This is a genomic window from Moraxella macacae 0408225 (genome assembly GCF_000320365.1).
In the GTDB taxonomy this organism is placed as follows: Bacteria; Pseudomonadota; Gammaproteobacteria; order Pseudomonadales; family Moraxellaceae; genus Faucicola; species Faucicola macacae.
In genome coordinates, this window is the sequence record NZ_ANIN01000002.1 from 446619 (window position 1) to 463392 (window position 16774).

General features: G+C 39.6%; 16 protein-coding genes. 8 read left to right on the forward strand and 8 right to left on the reverse strand.

Features of this window, described 5'->3' with window-relative positions:
* Positions 1-147: 147 nt before the first annotated feature.
* On the forward strand, positions 148-1500 hold the full coding sequence (gene accC / locus MOMA_RS07520; RefSeq protein WP_009501924.1) for an acetyl-CoA carboxylase biotin carboxylase subunit: 1353 nt from the start codon (positions 148-150) through the stop codon (positions 1498-1500).
* Positions 1501-1605: 105 nt separating this feature from the next.
* Here accC and MOMA_RS07525 read toward each other — a convergent pair whose 3' ends face one another.
* On the reverse strand, positions 1606-2049 hold the full coding sequence (locus MOMA_RS07525) for a hemerythrin domain-containing protein (RefSeq protein ID WP_009501925.1): 444 nt from the start codon (positions 2047-2049) through the stop codon (positions 1606-1608).
* Positions 2050-2082: 33 nt separating this feature from the next.
* Positions 2083-4341 (reverse strand): bifunctional 23S rRNA (guanine(2069)-N(7))-methyltransferase RlmK/23S rRNA (guanine(2445)-N(2))-methyltransferase RlmL, encoded by a 2259-nt coding sequence (rlmKL, locus tag MOMA_RS07530; protein ID WP_009501926.1) that lies wholly within the window; start codon positions 4339-4341, stop codon positions 2083-2085.
* Positions 4342-4698: 357 nt separating this feature from the next.
* Between rlmKL and MOMA_RS07535 the strand changes: the two genes are divergently transcribed.
* The 3 genes from MOMA_RS07535 to purB all read left to right on the forward strand — a co-directional run bounded on the left by MOMA_RS07535 (position 4699) and on the right by purB (position 7820).
* Complete coding sequence (locus tag MOMA_RS07535; RefSeq protein ID WP_009501927.1) at positions 4699-5190, forward strand: peroxiredoxin; 492 nt, start codon at positions 4699-4701, stop codon at positions 5188-5190.
* A 22-nt stretch (positions 5191-5212) separates the two neighbouring features.
* Complete coding sequence (locus MOMA_RS07540; protein ID WP_009501928.1) at positions 5213-6313, forward strand: mechanosensitive ion channel family protein; 1101 nt, start codon at positions 5213-5215, stop codon at positions 6311-6313.
* 118 nt (positions 6314-6431) lie between these two features.
* Entirely contained in the window at positions 6432-7820 is a 1389-nt protein-coding gene (purB, locus tag MOMA_RS07545) for an adenylosuccinate lyase (protein ID WP_009501929.1), read from the forward strand.
* A gap of 130 nt (positions 7821-7950) precedes the next feature.
* Here the strand turns inward: purB and nfsA are convergent, their stop codons facing one another.
* From nfsA to MOMA_RS07560, 3 genes are all read right to left on the reverse strand, one after another.
* Positions 7951-8727, reverse strand: coding sequence for an oxygen-insensitive NADPH nitroreductase (gene nfsA / locus MOMA_RS07550; RefSeq protein WP_009501930.1), 777 nt, complete (start codon positions 8725-8727; stop codon positions 7951-7953).
* 124 nt (positions 8728-8851) lie between these two features.
* Positions 8852-9679, reverse strand: coding sequence for a CDP-diacylglycerol--serine O-phosphatidyltransferase (gene pssA / locus MOMA_RS07555; protein WP_009501931.1), 828 nt, complete (start codon positions 9677-9679; stop codon positions 8852-8854).
* A gap of 112 nt (positions 9680-9791) precedes the next feature.
* Positions 9792-10676, reverse strand: a complete 885-nt coding sequence (locus tag MOMA_RS07560) for a 23S rRNA (adenine(2030)-N(6))-methyltransferase RlmJ (protein WP_009501932.1) — start codon at positions 10674-10676, stop codon at positions 9792-9794.
* Positions 10677-10814: 138 nt separating this feature from the next.
* Between MOMA_RS07560 and MOMA_RS07565 the strand changes: the two genes are divergently transcribed.
* Positions 10815-11411 carry a 2OG-Fe(II) oxygenase gene (locus MOMA_RS07565; protein ID WP_009501933.1) on the forward strand — a complete coding sequence of 199 codons (597 nt, stop codon included), beginning with the start codon at positions 10815-10817 and terminating at the stop codon, positions 11409-11411.
* 93 nt (positions 11412-11504) lie between these two features.
* A complete protein-coding gene (gene ung, locus MOMA_RS07570; RefSeq protein ID WP_009501934.1) occupies positions 11505-12221 on the forward strand; it encodes a uracil-DNA glycosylase in 717 nt (238 codons plus the stop codon).
* Positions 12222-12385: 164 nt separating this feature from the next.
* On the opposite strand, the gene guaB is transcribed toward ung, so the two are convergent.
* From guaB to MOMA_RS07590, 3 genes are all read right to left on the reverse strand, one after another.
* Positions 12386-13855 (reverse strand): IMP dehydrogenase, encoded by a 1470-nt coding sequence (gene guaB / locus MOMA_RS07575; RefSeq protein WP_009501935.1) that lies wholly within the window; start codon positions 13853-13855, stop codon positions 12386-12388.
* Positions 13856-14176: 321 nt separating this feature from the next.
* Positions 14177-14761 carry a cob(I)yrinic acid a,c-diamide adenosyltransferase gene (locus tag MOMA_RS07585; RefSeq protein WP_009501937.1) on the reverse strand — a complete coding sequence of 195 codons (585 nt, stop codon included), beginning with the start codon at positions 14759-14761 and terminating at the stop codon, positions 14177-14179.
* Between the two features lie 66 nt (positions 14762-14827).
* On the reverse strand, positions 14828-15751 hold the full coding sequence (locus MOMA_RS07590; protein WP_009501938.1) for a PHP domain-containing protein: 924 nt from the start codon (positions 15749-15751) through the stop codon (positions 14828-14830).
* Positions 15752-15843: 92 nt separating this feature from the next.
* Here MOMA_RS07590 and MOMA_RS07595 point away from each other — a divergent pair, with 92 nt between their 5' ends.
* Positions 15844-16401: an inner membrane-spanning protein YciB gene (locus tag MOMA_RS07595; protein WP_009501939.1), complete on the forward strand. Its 558-nt coding sequence runs from the start codon at positions 15844-15846 to the stop codon at positions 16399-16401.
* Positions 16401-16766, forward strand: coding sequence for a hypothetical protein (locus MOMA_RS07600; RefSeq protein ID WP_009501940.1), 366 nt, complete (start codon positions 16401-16403; stop codon positions 16764-16766). The genes MOMA_RS07595 and MOMA_RS07600 overlap by 1 nt, the downstream gene beginning before the upstream one ends.
* Positions 16767-16774: the final 8 nt, after the last annotated feature.

Here is a 16774-nt window from a genome sequence, read left to right on the forward strand (position 1 = left end):
TTTATTACTTAGTTTTATTGCTATTTAAATTTTGTTGCTTAAACACACCAAACCAAAAATACAATCACATAAGATGGAAAACCCCTCTACAAAAATTAATTAAGTTTGGTATAAACTTGGTGTAAAAACAGTCATTAAGGGAAAATGATGATAAAAAAACTCTTGATTGCCAATCGTGGTGAAATTGCCCTTCGTATCGTGCGAGCCTGTAAACAACTTGGTATTCAGACCGTAGGCGTGTATTCAACCGCCGATGACAACCTTATGCATTTACGTTTTGTTGACGAAGCGGTCTGCATTGGCAAGCCCAATGCCAATCAAAGTTATTTAAACATTGATACGATTTTAACCGCCGCTGAGATCACAGGGGCAGATGCCATTCACCCAGGTTATGGATTTTTATCAGAAAATGCTGAATTTTCTGAACGCGTAGAAGAAGCAGGGCTCACTTTTGTTGGTCCGGAAGCGGAACATATTCGCTTAATGGGCAATAAAATTTCAGCGATTCATGCAATGAAAAAAGCAGGCGTGCCAACTGTACCGGGATCGGTAGGCAGTGTTACCCTTGCCAATGCTGAAGCCCAGGCCAAAAACATAGGCTTTCCCTTACTGATAAAAGCAGCTGCAGGTGGTGGCGGACGTGGCATGCGTGTGGTAGAACGCATCGAACATTTATTGCCTCAAGTACAAGCCGCCAAACAAGAAGCGGAACTTTGGTTTGGTGATGACAGCGTGTATATGGAGCGCTATCTAAAAAATCCGCGCCACGTTGAAGTGCAAGTACTGGGTGATGGCAATGGCAATGCCCTGCATTTATTTGATCGTGATTGTTCCCTACAGCGTCGCCACCAAAAAGTACTAGAAGAAGCCCCCGCCCCTGACATCGCTGACGATATCAAAACCCCCATTTTGCAAGCGTGCGTGCGTGCATGCGAACAAATCAAATATCGCGGCGCAGGAACATTTGAGTTTTTGTATGAAGACGAACAATTTTTCTTTATCGAAATGAACACGCGTGTCCAAGTAGAACACCCTGTTACCGAGATGATCACAGGCATTGACATCGTGGTAGAACAACTAAAAATCGCCTCAGGCTATGGTCTGTCATACCACCAAGATGAAATTAACGTGCGTGGCCATGCAATAGAATGTCGTATCAATGCCGAAGATCCCATGACTTTTATGCCCTCTCCTGGTGTGGTTACCAACTTATTTGCCCCAAACGGCTGTGGCGTACGCTTTGACTCGCATTTATACCCCAATTACGCCATTCCAACTTTTTATGACTCGCTGATTGGCAAATTAATTTGTCATGCTCAAACTCGCCAGCAAGTCATCGCAAAACTGCATCAATCCCTTGATGAACTGATTATCACTGGCATCAAAACCAACATACCTCTGCATCGTGATATGATTTTAACCGATCCCAATTTTTGCGAAAAAGCCCAAAATATTCATTATCTGGAAAATCATTTGTTAAAAAAGGCAGATAAAAAGTGATAAACAAGTAAGATTTATCAAGTGATAAGTATAAAGTGAGTTTTGCCCTTGCGTAACTCACTTTTTTGTTTGCCTAACTTTTGTTTGCTTACGTTTTTGTTTGGCTTATTTTAATTTGAGTGCGTGCAAATATTGTGCCGTTAATCGTTCGTTTTGCTCGTCATTGAGTTGTTCGGTCAAACGCGGAAAAATATACGCTTCTTCGTGTTTCATATGACTGTCCAACTGCAATACCAACTCTTGCATAAGTTTATAACATTCAGGACGATTGGGTGGCATCAGTGCAATATTTTCCACAAACTGCTCAAAATAATGATGTTCATCTACTGCATATTGCAATGTTTTATCGGTAAATTGTTGATTTGAAATGTCTTTTTTTACCATTAATTGAAAAGCAATTTGTTCTTCGGCATGTTCGTGCAAAAAAAACTGTTGCCATAATTCAGCAAATAACGCCAATTGTTGTTCTGTATCAGCACAATTTGCCAGTTTTTCACCCAATGAACGAATGTTTTTATGACTTTGGTTTAACGCTTCAATCAAATTCATCGCAAATTCCTTATAGACATAATGGATTTGTGCTTATTTTACCGCATTTTTGTTGATTTGTTTATGGTAAATTGCCCAAGATTGATGAATGGGCTTTTTAAGGTCATAATCAAAACCTATGGTCTGTTCGGTCATTTTTACCACCGAATACCGCTCACTTATCTGTTTATCCAACTCAAATTTGCTAAAATTATTGGAAAAATACAGCACACCATCGCTCGTTAACCGATTCATCGCTCGGTTGATCAAGGCAACATGATCGCGTTGAACATCAAATGTGCCATAAAATTTTTTGGAATTGGAAAAAGTTGGTGGATCAATAAAAATCAGATCGTATTGCTCGCTATTTTGCTTAATCCAATCAAACACATCGTGGGCAATAAACCGATAATTTGGCAACTCTGGTAGGCCATTGAGTGCAAAATTTTTACGCCCCCAATCCAAATAATTTTGTGATAAATCCACGCTCGTTACTGATTTTGCACCGCCAAGTCCTGCATGCACACTGGCCGTGCAAGTATACGCAAACAGATTCAATACATTTTTACCACGAGCATTTTCGGCAATAATTTTTCGCATACAGCGATGATCAAGAAACAAACCCGTGTCCAAATAATCACTAAAATTCGTCAAAAATAACGCTTGTTGGTTTTGACTGCTAGGCTCGCTTACCACATAAAATTTGCCAGTACTGGCTTTTTTTACATATTGTTCGTTGCCTGATTGTTTGGTTCTGGTTTTAATAAACACTTGTTCGCGATTTGCCAAAAGTACAGTTTTAATGCCCTGCAATGCCAAATTAAAGCGTTTTTTGGCGGTTTCTGGTGGAATGGATTTTGGAGCAGAATACTCTTGTACATGAACAAAATTGCCATAAATATCCACTGCAACTTTAAAATCTGGTAAATCTGCATCGTAAATGCGTAAATTAGTAACTTGTTGTTTTTTTGCTATTTTTTTTAAATTTAGCAGATTTTTTTGCAAACGATTGACAAAATCTTGTCCTTGTTCTACATGAATGTTTAGTTTTTCAAAACGCTCAATTAACGGCTTTTCTAAAGTTTTATTTAACAAACCTTGTCTAAAATAAACAGTCATCGCCCCATTGTAACAACGCAAGGTTTTTGGATCAATCAGCGGTAACGTGTCCGCTTGCTCCACCTTAGATGCCAACACACCAAGCATCACGGAGGCTGTACTATCAGCAAACAAATGTTGTAAACGCTTGCCAAAACCTTGATACAAAGGCTTAATTAATTCTTCTTCGCCCAAACGTTCACCATAAGGCGGATTGGTGACAATCAGCGGTTTTTGCCACGCACCGGCTTGTTTTTCTAGAGCCAAATTAAGCGTAGCAAGTGAACGCTGCTGTAAGGTAATTTTGTTAATAATCGGTGTAAGGCCAGCTGCAACCAGATTTTTGTGCGTGGCTCGTATTGCTTTAACGTCCATATCAAAACCAAACACAGCAGGCATGTTGCCTTGTGCCATACCCTCAAGTTTGTCATGAAAACGCTGCCTTGCATCAACAATTAAACTTTGCCAAAGTGTGTCATCATGGTGTTGCCATGCGTAAAAACCAAACTGCTTGTCTGCTTTGTCAAGTCCTACTGCATAATCAGCTTTTAGCAACAACGCCTCGATCAAAAGCGTCCCCGATCCACACATCGGATCAATGAACACATCATAATCTGTACCATGAAAATCCACACAATACAGCAATGCCGCCGCCAAATTTTCCTTTAACGGTGCATCCGTCATCGCAACTCGGTAACCCCGTCGGTGCAACGAAGTGCCTGACAAATCCAAATAAATTTCTGCTTGTTTGTCATTAACCGTTGCAAAAATGTGAAAATCTGGATTTTTGTCTACATTTGGGCGATGGCCAAGTTTTTCGTTAAATTGATCAACAATCGCATCTTTAATCCGAAGCATGCTAAACTGTTGATTGGCCTGCACGCGTTTATCCAAACTTAAGCGAATGGCAAACGTTTGCTCCACATTAAAAACATTTGTCCAAGCAATGCTTTTGGCAAAAGTATACAATTGCTCGGCAATATCATAATCGGTATTGATATTTTTTTTGCCAAGCGGTAACAACACGCGCGATGCAACCCTTGACCACAGACAGATCTGATAAATTTGGATTAAGGTTATTTCTGCAACAAGCCTGCCTGTTTGCTTGATATCCGCATTAATGTTTAGCCTTGTAAGCTCGGTTTGAAGCGGCTGCTCCAAACCATCTGCACAGGTGATAATGATGGGAAATGTTCGCTTAGAAACGTCTGTCATAAAATTTGCCAATTAAAATAAGTTACAATTAAAATAAGTTACAATTAAAATAAGTTACAATTAAAATAAGTTACAATTAAAATAAGTTAAAGTTACAATAAGTTAAAATTAAATAAACCAAACAATCAATCGGTTATTTTAACATAATTTGGTAATTTTTAATCATTAAAATTTGATAATTGATTTGTTGATTGATTTGTTGTTAATTTGCCGAATCAGCAACCATATATCAATAAATCATGCCAAATATGCTTTTACAACCGTGAATAAACATAGGTATAATACACCAAATTTTATACAAATAGTTTTATACAAATAGTTTTATACAAATAATTTTATATAAATAGAGGGTTTTTCGTGTCTATTATATTACCAAACTTTTGTTTAACCTGTGTGGTTGCCACCCCAAAAGGCTGTGAACAACAATCGCTCGTTTTAACCGATTATCTTACTAAAAACAGTGCTACCAAAAACTTAGGGTTAATTTTGTATTTTTATCCCAAAGACAATACCACAGGCTGTAGCACCCAAGCCCAAGATTTTAGTCATTTTGCTGCCAAATTTGCAAGTCTGGGTTATCAAATCATCGGCGTTTCGCGTGATAGCGTTAAAAGCCACGAAAAATTTATCCAAGCCAAAGGCATTAATTTTCCACTCATCAGCGACAGTTGTGAACAGCTGTGCCAACATTTTGGCGTGATCGGTGAAAAACAATTGTACGGTAAAACTTATTTAGGCATTGTCCGCTCTACTTTTGTTTTTGACAAAAATGCCAAACTGGTACATGAATTACGCAACATCAAAGCAAAAGGACACGTTGAAAAATTATTTGCAATGCTAACCCATTAATTTATAACTCACACACATTTTTATGAAAGCCTTTAAAGATTTTTTTGAACAAATTTATAACGATTTGTATTTTGATTTTTATCAAGCAATTGGCGGTTCGATTGAAGATGAAGCCGTCAACTGGTCGTTTCATTTGTCAAAAATTGCCAGCGTTGCGGTCAAAATTTTACTGCTTTTGTTTGTGGTGTGGGTTGTGTATTGGTTTACTGTACTGATTATTCGCAAAAGCCACTTGGGTAAAAACAAAGAGGGCAAGCCCTATAAAATCATGCGTCTATTCGCTCGGCTACTATGGTTATTTTCCAGTACGCTTGCGGTGATGAGCCAGTTAAATTTTGAAGCAGAAACCGTGCGTGCCACTGCAAAGGCAGGTGTTTGGTCGGTGCTGTTTTATCTCATTTGGTATAATTTGGGCTATTTGATGGAAAAAATGCTTAAAAATTATGGCTTAAACGCGTCCATTGAACAATTGTTGCATAATTTATTATCGGTCTTAATCATTACTTTATGGCTTGCAAGTATTTTATCACAATTTGGTTTTGATATTGTGTCCGTGGTGGCAGGTCTTGGAATTGCGGGGATTGCGGTGGGTTTTGCCGCTCAATCTACCTTGGCAAACTTTATCGCAGGCATTACCATTTTGGTGGAACAATCGTTTCAGGTCGGTGATTGGGTCAATATCAATGGCAAAGAAGGCAAAGTTGTGCAGATCGCCTTACGCACCACGCAAATTTTGACACGCGACAACATCACGGTGATTTTTCCAAACTCAACAGTGGCTTCAGCAGAAGTGGTAAATTTAACCTCAAAAAGCCTCATTCGGTTTGATATCGATGTGCGCATTTCGCTAGAAACCGATATCGAACAAGCCCGCGAGGTGATTTTGGTTATTTTAAAAGACGTCAAAGAAATTAACCAACGCCCAGCACCAAGTGCCACAGTGGATAAAATTGGTGATTTTGGCGTGCATTTTATTGTGCGTTTTTGGGTCAATCCACCACACGTTGCCAGAATGCCTGTTATCAAGGAAAATATGCGCGAAGCAATTAAACAAGCCCTTGACAATGAAGGCATTTTAACGCCGTATCCGCACATGCAATTGGTGGCTTTTAGACAACCTTAAGCCAACAACCTTAACATTTCAAATACCAAAATCAGCCAAAAACTGCTATAATGATTTGTTTTTTGAGTGATCTTTTCGTTCAGTTGTCTTTTTAACAGTTGTCTTTTAAGGAATTTTTATGAACACTTTAACCGCCCTTTCGCCCCTTGATGGCCGTTATGCCAATAAATGTAACGCCTTACGCCCTTATCTTTCAGAGTTTGGCTTAATCCACGCTCGCGTAACAGTAGAAATTCGTTGGCTACAAGCCCTTGCCAAACACCCACAGATCAACGAGTTAAAACCCCTTTCACAACAAGCTGATGACAAATTAGATGCAATCATCACAAACTTTTCTCAAACTGATGCCGAGCGTATTAAAGAAATTGAACGCACCACCAATCACGATGTTAAAGCGGTAGAATATTTTTTAAAAGAACAAATTGCCAATATTGATGAGCTTAAAAACGCAGGGGAATTTATTCATTTTGCCTGCACCTCTGAAGACATTAACAACTTATCCCATGCACTGATGTTAAAATCAGGTCGTGATGTGCTGATAAACTCAATGGAACAATTGGTTGACAACATTGCAAGTCTTGCCAATAAATTTGGCGATACCCCCATGTTATCACGCACGCACGGCCAAACTGCAAGCCCTACCACTTTAGGCAAAGAAATGGCAAATACAGCGTATCGTTTGGCACGTCAATTAAAGCAGTTTAAGCAAGTAGCCTTGCTTGGTAAAATCAACGGAGCAGTAGGCAATTACAATGCCCATTTGGCAGCATATCCTGAAATTAACTGGGCAGAACACGCCAAAAACTTTGTAGAAAGCCTTGATCTGACATTCAACCCCTACACCACACAAATCGAACCGCACGATTATATGGCAGAGTTGTTTGATGCCCTACGCCGTTTTAACACGATTTTGCTTGACTTTAACCGTGATATATGGGGCTATATTTCGCTTGGCTATTTTAAACAAAAATTAAAAGAAGGTGAGGTCGGTTCATCAACCATGCCACACAAGGTTAATCCGATTGATTTTGAAAATTCCGAGGGAAATTTAGGCATCGCAAATGCCATGCTTGCACATTTGGGTGAAAAATTGCCAATTTCACGTTGGCAACGCGATTTAACCGATTCAACCGCTCTACGCAACATGGGTGTTGGTTTTGCTCAAAGCTTAATTGCTTTTGAAGCGTGTTTAAAAGGCATTGACAAATTGGAATTAAATGCCAATCGCTTGAGTGAAGATTTGGATAACGCCCAAGAGGTGCTTGCCGAACCCATTCAAACCGTCATGCGTCGCTACAACGTTGAAAAACCATACGAAAAATTAAAAGCCTTAACGCGCGGACAACAAATGACCAAAAAAACCATGCAAGATTTTGTAAATGGCAGCGAATTAACCGCCGTACCAGAAAACGATCGCAAACGCTTAGCAGAGCTAACCCCTGCAAATTATACAGGCAATGCAAGCGAACAAGCACAACAAATTAACGATTTTATTAAAAATATTTAATTTGGTTAGAAATTTGGTTGGAAAAATGGTAAATTTAGGATAGCAACTTTGTTATCCTAAATTTGTTATCCTAAGTTTATGTTATCCTAAGTTTAAATGGTGTTAAGATTGGCTAATAATTAATTAGCAATTAACGTTTGGCAAAGCCTTGTTTGTTTAGGTAAGGCAATACTTCTGGACGAGATGGTTTTGCCAGGTAATTTTTGATTTGTGAAATCCAATCCATATCACTGCCATTGCGTAAGGTTTGGTAGTAGTCTTTTACCGTATCGTTAAAGGCTTCAAGTTGCTCAACCGTGGCAGGCTTATAATGGTTTTCAGATACGATGAGTGAATTTGGTAAACGCGGACGCATTGCAGGATCTTGATCAGGATAACCCAAACACATGCCAAACAAAGGCACAACCCCTTGTGGCAATTTTAACAACTCGCTGATTTTGGCAATATCATTGCGCACACTGCCAATATACACACCGCCAAGACCCAAACTTTCTGCACTAATTAGCATATTTTGAGCAATGATCGTGGCATCAACTGCTCCAACAAGCACCACTTCCGTCCAGTCAATTTGAGCATCAGGCAACAAAGTTTGATGGCGGTTGCTATCCATACAAAACACAAAAAATTCAGGGCTGTGCTCCACATAAGCATGTCCGTATTTTTCACCCTCTTTTGCATCTTGGGCTTCAGCACAAATACGGCGGATTTGGTGGCGCATTGTTTTATCGGTTATCCGAATGATGCTTGCCGATTGCAAATAGCCTGAGGTTGAACCTGCCATGCCTGCCGTATACAAGGTATTTAGCAAATCATCACCGATCGGTTGATCGGTAAATTTACGGATAGAGCGGTGGTTTAACACAGTTTGTAAAGTGGGTTTGCTTGTTGGTGTCATGGTTGATGTCATATCTAAGCCTTATTTTTGTTGGTTAAAAGTTTAAAACAATCTACCATAAAAACCAAAAAAAATCAAAAATTAAGACGGGTTGGCATTATTTTGCTTAGCGTGTTTTTGCTTAGTGTGTTTTTGCTTAGCGTTTTTGGTTAATTTTTTCTAAAACAGCCGATACAATACCGCTTAGTGCATAAATCACCCCGATCGCAAGCAAACCTGCTGGTATGTCATACAGCACGATACCAAGCACAAACACAAGCACAATTAACGCCACAAACGGTACGCGTTGTTTGTCAAATTCCTTAAAACTGTAATATTTGATATTACTCACCATTAACAATCCAACCGCCACCGACCACACCGCCGCCATCACAGCAAAGGTTATACCCATGCGAGGCAACACCGCTTGCCAATCCATATTGACCATAATAAAAGTTGCAATTAAAATCGCCGCCAACGGACTGGCAACACCGATAAAATATTTTTTATCCACCACGCCAATTTGCACATTAAACCGCGCCAAACGCAACACCGCACAAGCTAAATACACAAACGCACAAGCAATGCCAATCCGCCCAAGTGATTGCAATGTATAATGATAAATCAATACCGCAGGCGTAAGACCAAAAGCCACACAATCTGCCAAACTATCCAACTGCTCTCCAAACGCACTTTGTGCCTTTAACATTCTGGCAGCACGCCCGTCCATACCGTCCAAAAATGCCGACACAAAAATCGCTATACACGCCGTCATAAAATGCCCTTGGGCGCTACTAATAATCGCATAAAAACCGGCCAACAGGGATAACAATGTAAATGAATTTGGAATCAGATACACGCCTTTTTTTACCACTTTTTTATCGGCCACTTGTTCGCTTTCGATCACCTCAATGGTTAAGCCATCTGTGTCATAATCAAGCGGTTTTTCGTGTTGAGCATCATATTGGGTTTCATGTTTTGGCATATGCAGTCTATTTGTTGTATTTTTTTAAATGGTTTTATAAGATATTGTACATAGTTATTTATCAACGTTATTTATCAATCAGTTATTTACCAACCAGTTATTTATCAACCAGTCATTCGCCAACCAACCACGTTACGTTCACTTTTTGATCGTCTGGTATCTTAGGGCTATCTGCATGTTGCAAAATCGGCTGTAAATATTGCAAAATTTCATCAGCATGTTTGTCAAATTGATAAGGTGGATTAACAATCAACATGCCCGTCCCGTTTAAGCCCATTGGCAAATCGGTTGGATAAATATTTAATTCACAAATCAGTTGTTTTTTAATACCTGTGCGTTTCATTTTTTTGTAAAACAATGCCACCGCTTCCATATTTTTAATCGGATACCACAAGGCAAAAATCCCCGTTGGCCATTTTTTGTGGGCTTTTTGTAACAAATCCACCAATGCAGAAAAATCCCTATGCTCTTGCTCAAACGGCGGATCGATCAAAATCAACCCACGTTTTTCTAACGGCGGAATGACCGCCAAAATCCCCTCATACGCATTGCGATGGGCAATACCAATTGGCAATTGGTGCAATTGATAATTTAGTGCATCGTACTCATCGGCTTTAAACTCAAAAGCATCGGCACGGTTTTTAATGCCTGTTGCTGCTTGCTGTTTTTGGATATGACGTGCAATAAACCACGGTGAACCTGTGTACACATATTTGTCATAAAATTTGCGAGCATAAGCCAAATCATTCAGATAAGTTTGTACTGCTTGTGGGGCTTTTTGATTGTCAACCGACAACAGTTTATTAACACCGCCCAAGGCCTCGCCGGTTTTTTTGGTTTCAACGCTTGCCAATGAATAAAGTCCGCGACCACCGTATGCGTCCAATGTATAAAAAGGCTTGGGTTTTTGGCTTAGTTGTTGCAATAACTGTAATAATAAAATGTGTTTTACCACATCGGCAAAATTGCCTGCATGATAGGCGTGCTGGTAGTTCATGTATGTCTCAAAATCACTGGTAAATGGTTAACCAAATATGTTAGCATATTACGGCGGTTTTTGGAAAACTTTTACACAATTTTTTAGGCAATTTTTTAGGCAATTTTTTTTAGATAGTTTTTAATTGGAAAAATCATCATGTTTGTTACCGATTGGCACAACAAAATTAACGACAATCATTTATCAAGTTTTGACCAAACGGGCGTATTTGTGCTTGATGCCTGCTTTGCCGCTTCTGATTTATTGGCATTACAAACCGAAAGCGGACTGCTTGAATATCAACAAGCCCACTTAACAAATGGAGAGCAAATCAGAGCCATTCGTGGTGATAGCATTCGTTGGATTGATGAAAGATGCACAATTGGCATGCAATATTTAGCCAGTATTGAGCAATTGGGGGCTTTTTTTAACCAAATATTTTTTGCAGGCATACAACGCAGCGAGGCCCATTATGCCTGTTATCAACCGGGTTTTGGCTACGATTGGCATAGCGACAATCCAAAAGGGCGAGATGAACGCGTGATCTCGGCGGTATTTTATTTAAATGACAACTGGGCGGATACGGACGGCGGACAGATTCATGTGCTGGATAAAAGCAAAACATTGCAAATTTTAACACCAAAAGCCAACCGTTTGGTGATATTTGACAGTGATTTAAGGCATAAAGTCGCCCTTACGCATAAAACCCGTTTTTCCATTGCTACATGGCTGCGTCGCGATATGGGAATTTTTTAAGTTTTGTAAATTTTTAAGTAAAATTTTGGTAAAATTTGCTAAAATAGTCAAATCATTGTCCAAAATCCCAAAAACTACGAACACATAACAACTATGAACACATTAAACCCAGAACAACAAGCAATTTTAGCCAATGTACGCATGCCAAAAGATTGGAAAAATGCCTTAGCCCATACACTAACCTCAACCAACATGGCAAATATTCGCCAATTTTTAAAAAACCAATACGCTGCAAAAAAAGAAATCTATCCGCCTGCAAAATTAATGTTTAACGCCTTTGATTTAACGCCGTTATCACAGGTAAAAGTGGTGATTTTGGGGCAAGATCCGTATCATGGTGCCGGCCAAGCAATGGGGCTGTCATTTAGTGTGCCAAAAACAATTCCAAAACCACCAAGTCTACAAAATATCTTAAAAGAATTGTCAGCTGATTTAAAGATCACGCCTGCTGTCCACGGTGATTTAACGCATTGGGCAAAACAAGGTGTATTGTTGCTTAACAGTATCTTAAGCGTAGAAGCAGGACACGCAGGCAGTCATCAAGGTATTGGTTGGGAACAATTCACCGATGCGGTGATTGATGCCGTCAATGAAAACTGCGAGCATTGTGTGTTTATTTTGTGGGGAGCATATGCTCAAAAAAAAGGGCGTTTTATTAACCCACAAAAACATCTGATTTTAACAGCAACTCACCCATCGCCTTTGGGGGCAAATCGTGGCGGTTTTTTTGGCACACAACCTTTCTCCAAAACCAATGACTATCTGATGTCGCACGGTAAAAGTCCAATTGATTGGCAATTGCCTGTTTAAATCAAGCATAACGCTTGGCTGTTAACTGTCTTTAAACCATAAAGCTATCTTTAAATCATAAAATTATCTTTAAACCATAGCCTAAAACGCCCTAAATCTTAGAGCGTTTTTTGTTAAACAAGTTGTATCAATCATTTAGGTGATTGTATTAATCATTTAGATGATTAACCTTGACGATAATTTGGTGCTTCTTTGGTAATTTGCACATCATGAACATGCGATTCTTTCATGCCTGCCGATGTTACTCGCACAAATTCAGGTTTTGACCACATTTCTTCAATGGTTGCACACCCTGTATAACCCATGCTTGAACGCAAGCCACCAACCATTTGATTGACAATGCCTGCAACAGGGCCTTTGTAAGGCACACGTCCTTCGATACCCTCTGGCACAAGTTTTTCCACACCGTCTTTGGCATCTTGAAAATAACGATCCGATGATCCATTAGAACCACTCATCGCCCCAAGCGATCCCATACCACGATAGGCCTTATAATAGCGCCCCTGAAACAGCTCCACATCACCCGGCGCTTCTTCTGTACCGGCCAACAAACTGCCAACCATAATACAACTTGCCCCTGCTGCTATTGCCTTTGCCATATCACCACTAAAGCGAATACCGCCATCAGCAATCAGTGGAATACTGCCCTTTAAAGCATTTGCCACATTGTCAATTGCTGAAATTTGTGGCACACCAACCCCTGCAACAATACGCGTGGTACAAATTGAACCAGGCCCAATGCCAACTTTGACCGCATCTGCCCCTGCATCATAAAGTGCAAGCGCAGCATTGCCTGTTGCAATATTACCACCGATAACTTGCACTTGTGGGAAATTTTTTTTAACCCAACTGACACGATCAATCACGCCCTTTGAATGTCCATGTGCAGTATCTACAATAATCACATCTACACCAGCACCCACAAGAGCTTCCACGCGTGCTTCGGTATCCGCCCCCGTGCCAACTGCCGCTCCAACACGCAAGCGACCTTTGTCATCTTTACAGGCATTGGGATTATTTTCAGCCTTTGAAAAATCATTGACGGTAATTAGCCCTTTTAAACGCCCATCATCGTCCGTTACAATCACTTTTTCAATGCGATGTTCGTGCAATAAACGCTTGATATTTTCAGTAGATTCACCCTCACGTACGGTTACAAGTTTTTCTTTTGGCGTCATGACGTTTTTGACAGGCTGACTAAGATTTTCCTCAAAACGCAAATCACGATGCGTAACAATACCCACCACCTTTTTATTGTCATCAATGACTGGCACGCCGCTAATTTTATGGGCTTTTGTTAAAGCAATCAACTCGCCTACAGTTGCATCAGGTTTAACAGTGATCGGATCGGCCACCGTACCTGCCTCAAATTTTTTGACATGACGCACTTGACGGGCTTGGCGTTCAATATCCATATTTTTGTGAATAATACCCATACCGCCAAGTTGTGCCATGGAAATTGACATTTTGGCTTCGGTTACTGTGTCCATTGCCGCCGAAATAAGCGGTAAATTCAGCGTAATATTTTTGGTTAAATGCGTTTGCAAATTCACCGATTTTGGCAAAACCTCCGAATACGCAGGAAGAAGCAACACATCATCAAAAGTCAGTGCTTCATTAATAATTTTTAACATAAAAACCTCTTGTTTATTTGTGCAGTTTTAAAAAGCTGCAGTTTTAAAAAGCTAAAGCCAGGTAAAATTGAATAATTGAATAATTGGATAATTGAATAAATGATTGGCGGATAAACAGCAAAAAAGGCTAAGCACAATTTGCCCAGCCTTTCATAAAATGTAAGTTTTTGTCTGTTAAGTTGTTGGATACACGACACCAATTTTTTATCCTAATTTTTTACGATGTTTGTACAAACAGTACAAGTATTTTAAAATAAAAAATATTTTAAAATAAAAATTAGCGACTTATTTTAGCCATTTAATTATCTTTTGTCAATAATTTTACAAATTCTTTTGCCAAAGCACTTCTGATCCGCTATCGGCTCGCACCAACACGCGGGCAAGCACAAACAAAAAATCCGACAAACGGTTCATATATTGACAAGTTTCACAGTTTATATTGCCATCGCGCTCATTTAAGCGGATTAAAACCCGTTCAGCATCGCGACATAGCGTGCGTGCAATGTGTGCATTGGCTGTAGCAACAGATCCAGCCGGCAGTATAAATTCTTTTAAATAAGGCAACTTATCGTTGTACACATCAATCCAATTTTCAAGCACACCAATGTCATCAGAATTAATCGCAAGATAGCCAATTTCGCGGTGGTTTGGCAAGGCAATCTCACCGCCAATATTAAACAGTTTGTGTTGAATGATACTTAATTGATTGATTAGGTTATCTTTATCATTCAGCGTGTTTTTTTCGTCAATCAATGCATGCAGTAAGCCAATTTGGGCGTTTAGGCGATCAATTGCACCCATAGCCTCAAAACGCAAATCCGATTTTGACAAGCGCAAACCATCTGCTATGCCTGTTGTGCCATCATCACCTGTACGCGTGTAAATTTTTGATAAACGGTTGCCCATGGTTTTGCCCTTGTGTCGGTTGATTTTATATAAATTTTTGTAATTTTTGTAACTGATGAATTATTCTCAAAGTTTTTGCCAAATTCCAATTTGTCCATCGTGTAATTTTGGCACCCTACCCAAAATCCGCCATGGGCTTGTTATGCCGTGAAAATCACTGCCTACTGACACAAGCAACTGATGCTCTTTAATACACCTATCTATCATGTGGCGAGTAGACTGGGCTTCGTTGGTTTGAGGCAATTCAATCGCATCGCCTCCTGCTTGTTTAAAATCAGCAATCAGTTTTCTAATTTTATTGGCGGTTAAATTGTAACAAGTGGCATGCGCCAATGACGCTTTTCCGCCACAAGCATGAATCAAATCCACACAATCTTTTAAGCACAAAGTATCCAATGCCACATAACAGCTTTTGTGATCACCAAGATAGCGTGAAAATGCCTTTTGTACATCGCTTACAAAACCTTTTTTCACCATCACATTGGCAATATGCATCCGCCCAACGGCTTGTGGATTGCCCTTGGCTTCTGTCAAAACCGCTTGCCAAAATTCATCAAAATCCACTTGACACGTTTTTGCCACTTTTTCACACATAGCCTTTCCGCGCGTTTGGCGAGATTGTTGAATGGCTAATAATCGATCACCCATTTTGTCAAGGTTGTCAAAACCATAGCCCAGCACATGAATGACTTTTTCTGCCTGACTGGGCTTTTTGCTATAACCGCCAACAATGCGATGTCGACAACTGATCTCCACGCCATTTATCAACAACATGCCAAGTTTTTTTGCAGTTTGTTTGGCTTCTGCAAGGCCTAAAATCGTATCATGATCGGTCAATGCCAAAACTTTTACTCCGTTATCAAACGCTTTTTGCACAACTTCAGCAGGCGAAAATGTACCATCTGAACGCGTGCTATGACAGTGCAAATCAAACGGTAAAACGGTGTAAATCGGACTTTGCTTCAGTAGATTTTCAATATCGGTTGGCATTATGTCATTCCCAATGCTAATTTTTTCAATAAAAACTTGCCATTTTAGCACAGATGTGTAAACTAACCACATTAAATTATTCGGATTTTTTTATGACTGCTATACTTGATTTAATTCCACTGGTTGCTTTTTTTTATTTTGCCAAAACCCAAGGCGTCATTGCAGGTGCAGGGGCGTTATTGATCGCAACTTTAGCCGTGTATGTCGTACATTTTAGCAAACAAAAAGGCAAACTTAACAAACAACAATGGGTTACATTGATTTTAACCATCTTATTTTGCGGATTAAGTCTTGCGTTTAACAACGACATCTTTATCAAATGGAAATCCGTCGTGATTAACAGCGTTTTTGCCATAGCCTTGCTCATCAGTGTGATTATTAACAAACCTTTATTAAAGTTTGCTATGAATCAATTTTTTCAATTATCCAACAAAGGTTGGCAAAATCTAACCTTGGCTTGGGTTGGTTATTTTGTCATTATGGCCGGTTTACAATATTATTTTGCCTTTTTTAGCAGCAACGAAACGTGGATCAACTTTAAAACCTATGGTTGGATACCTGTCATGCTCATTTTTATGGTGGGACAATTTGCTGTGTTAAAAAATCATTTAAACCCCAACATACAAAAACAATTAAATGAGAAAAAGTAATGAAACTGTTAAAAACTGCTTTATTATCAACGATCTTACTAATTTCTGATAGCCAAGCTGAGGTAAGTGTAACCGTCAATTCGCCAATCGCTTCAACAACCACTCAAGCAGCAAACCCAAACGCACCAACCTTAGCCCAAATGACAAAGCCCTCCGACAGTCAACTTTCACAAGCGAACCAACAATTATTGGCTAAAAATACCGAGTTACAGCGCGAAATTGACAGTCTCAACGCCCAAGTTGGTGTATTAACCCATGATTTTAGCGGACAATTGTTTATTTATGGCGCATTTACTGCCTTGCTTAGCTTTATTGCAGGAGCAATGTTGAGCTTTTTTGTGCTTGGACGTAAACGCGGTTGGTAACAAACGAG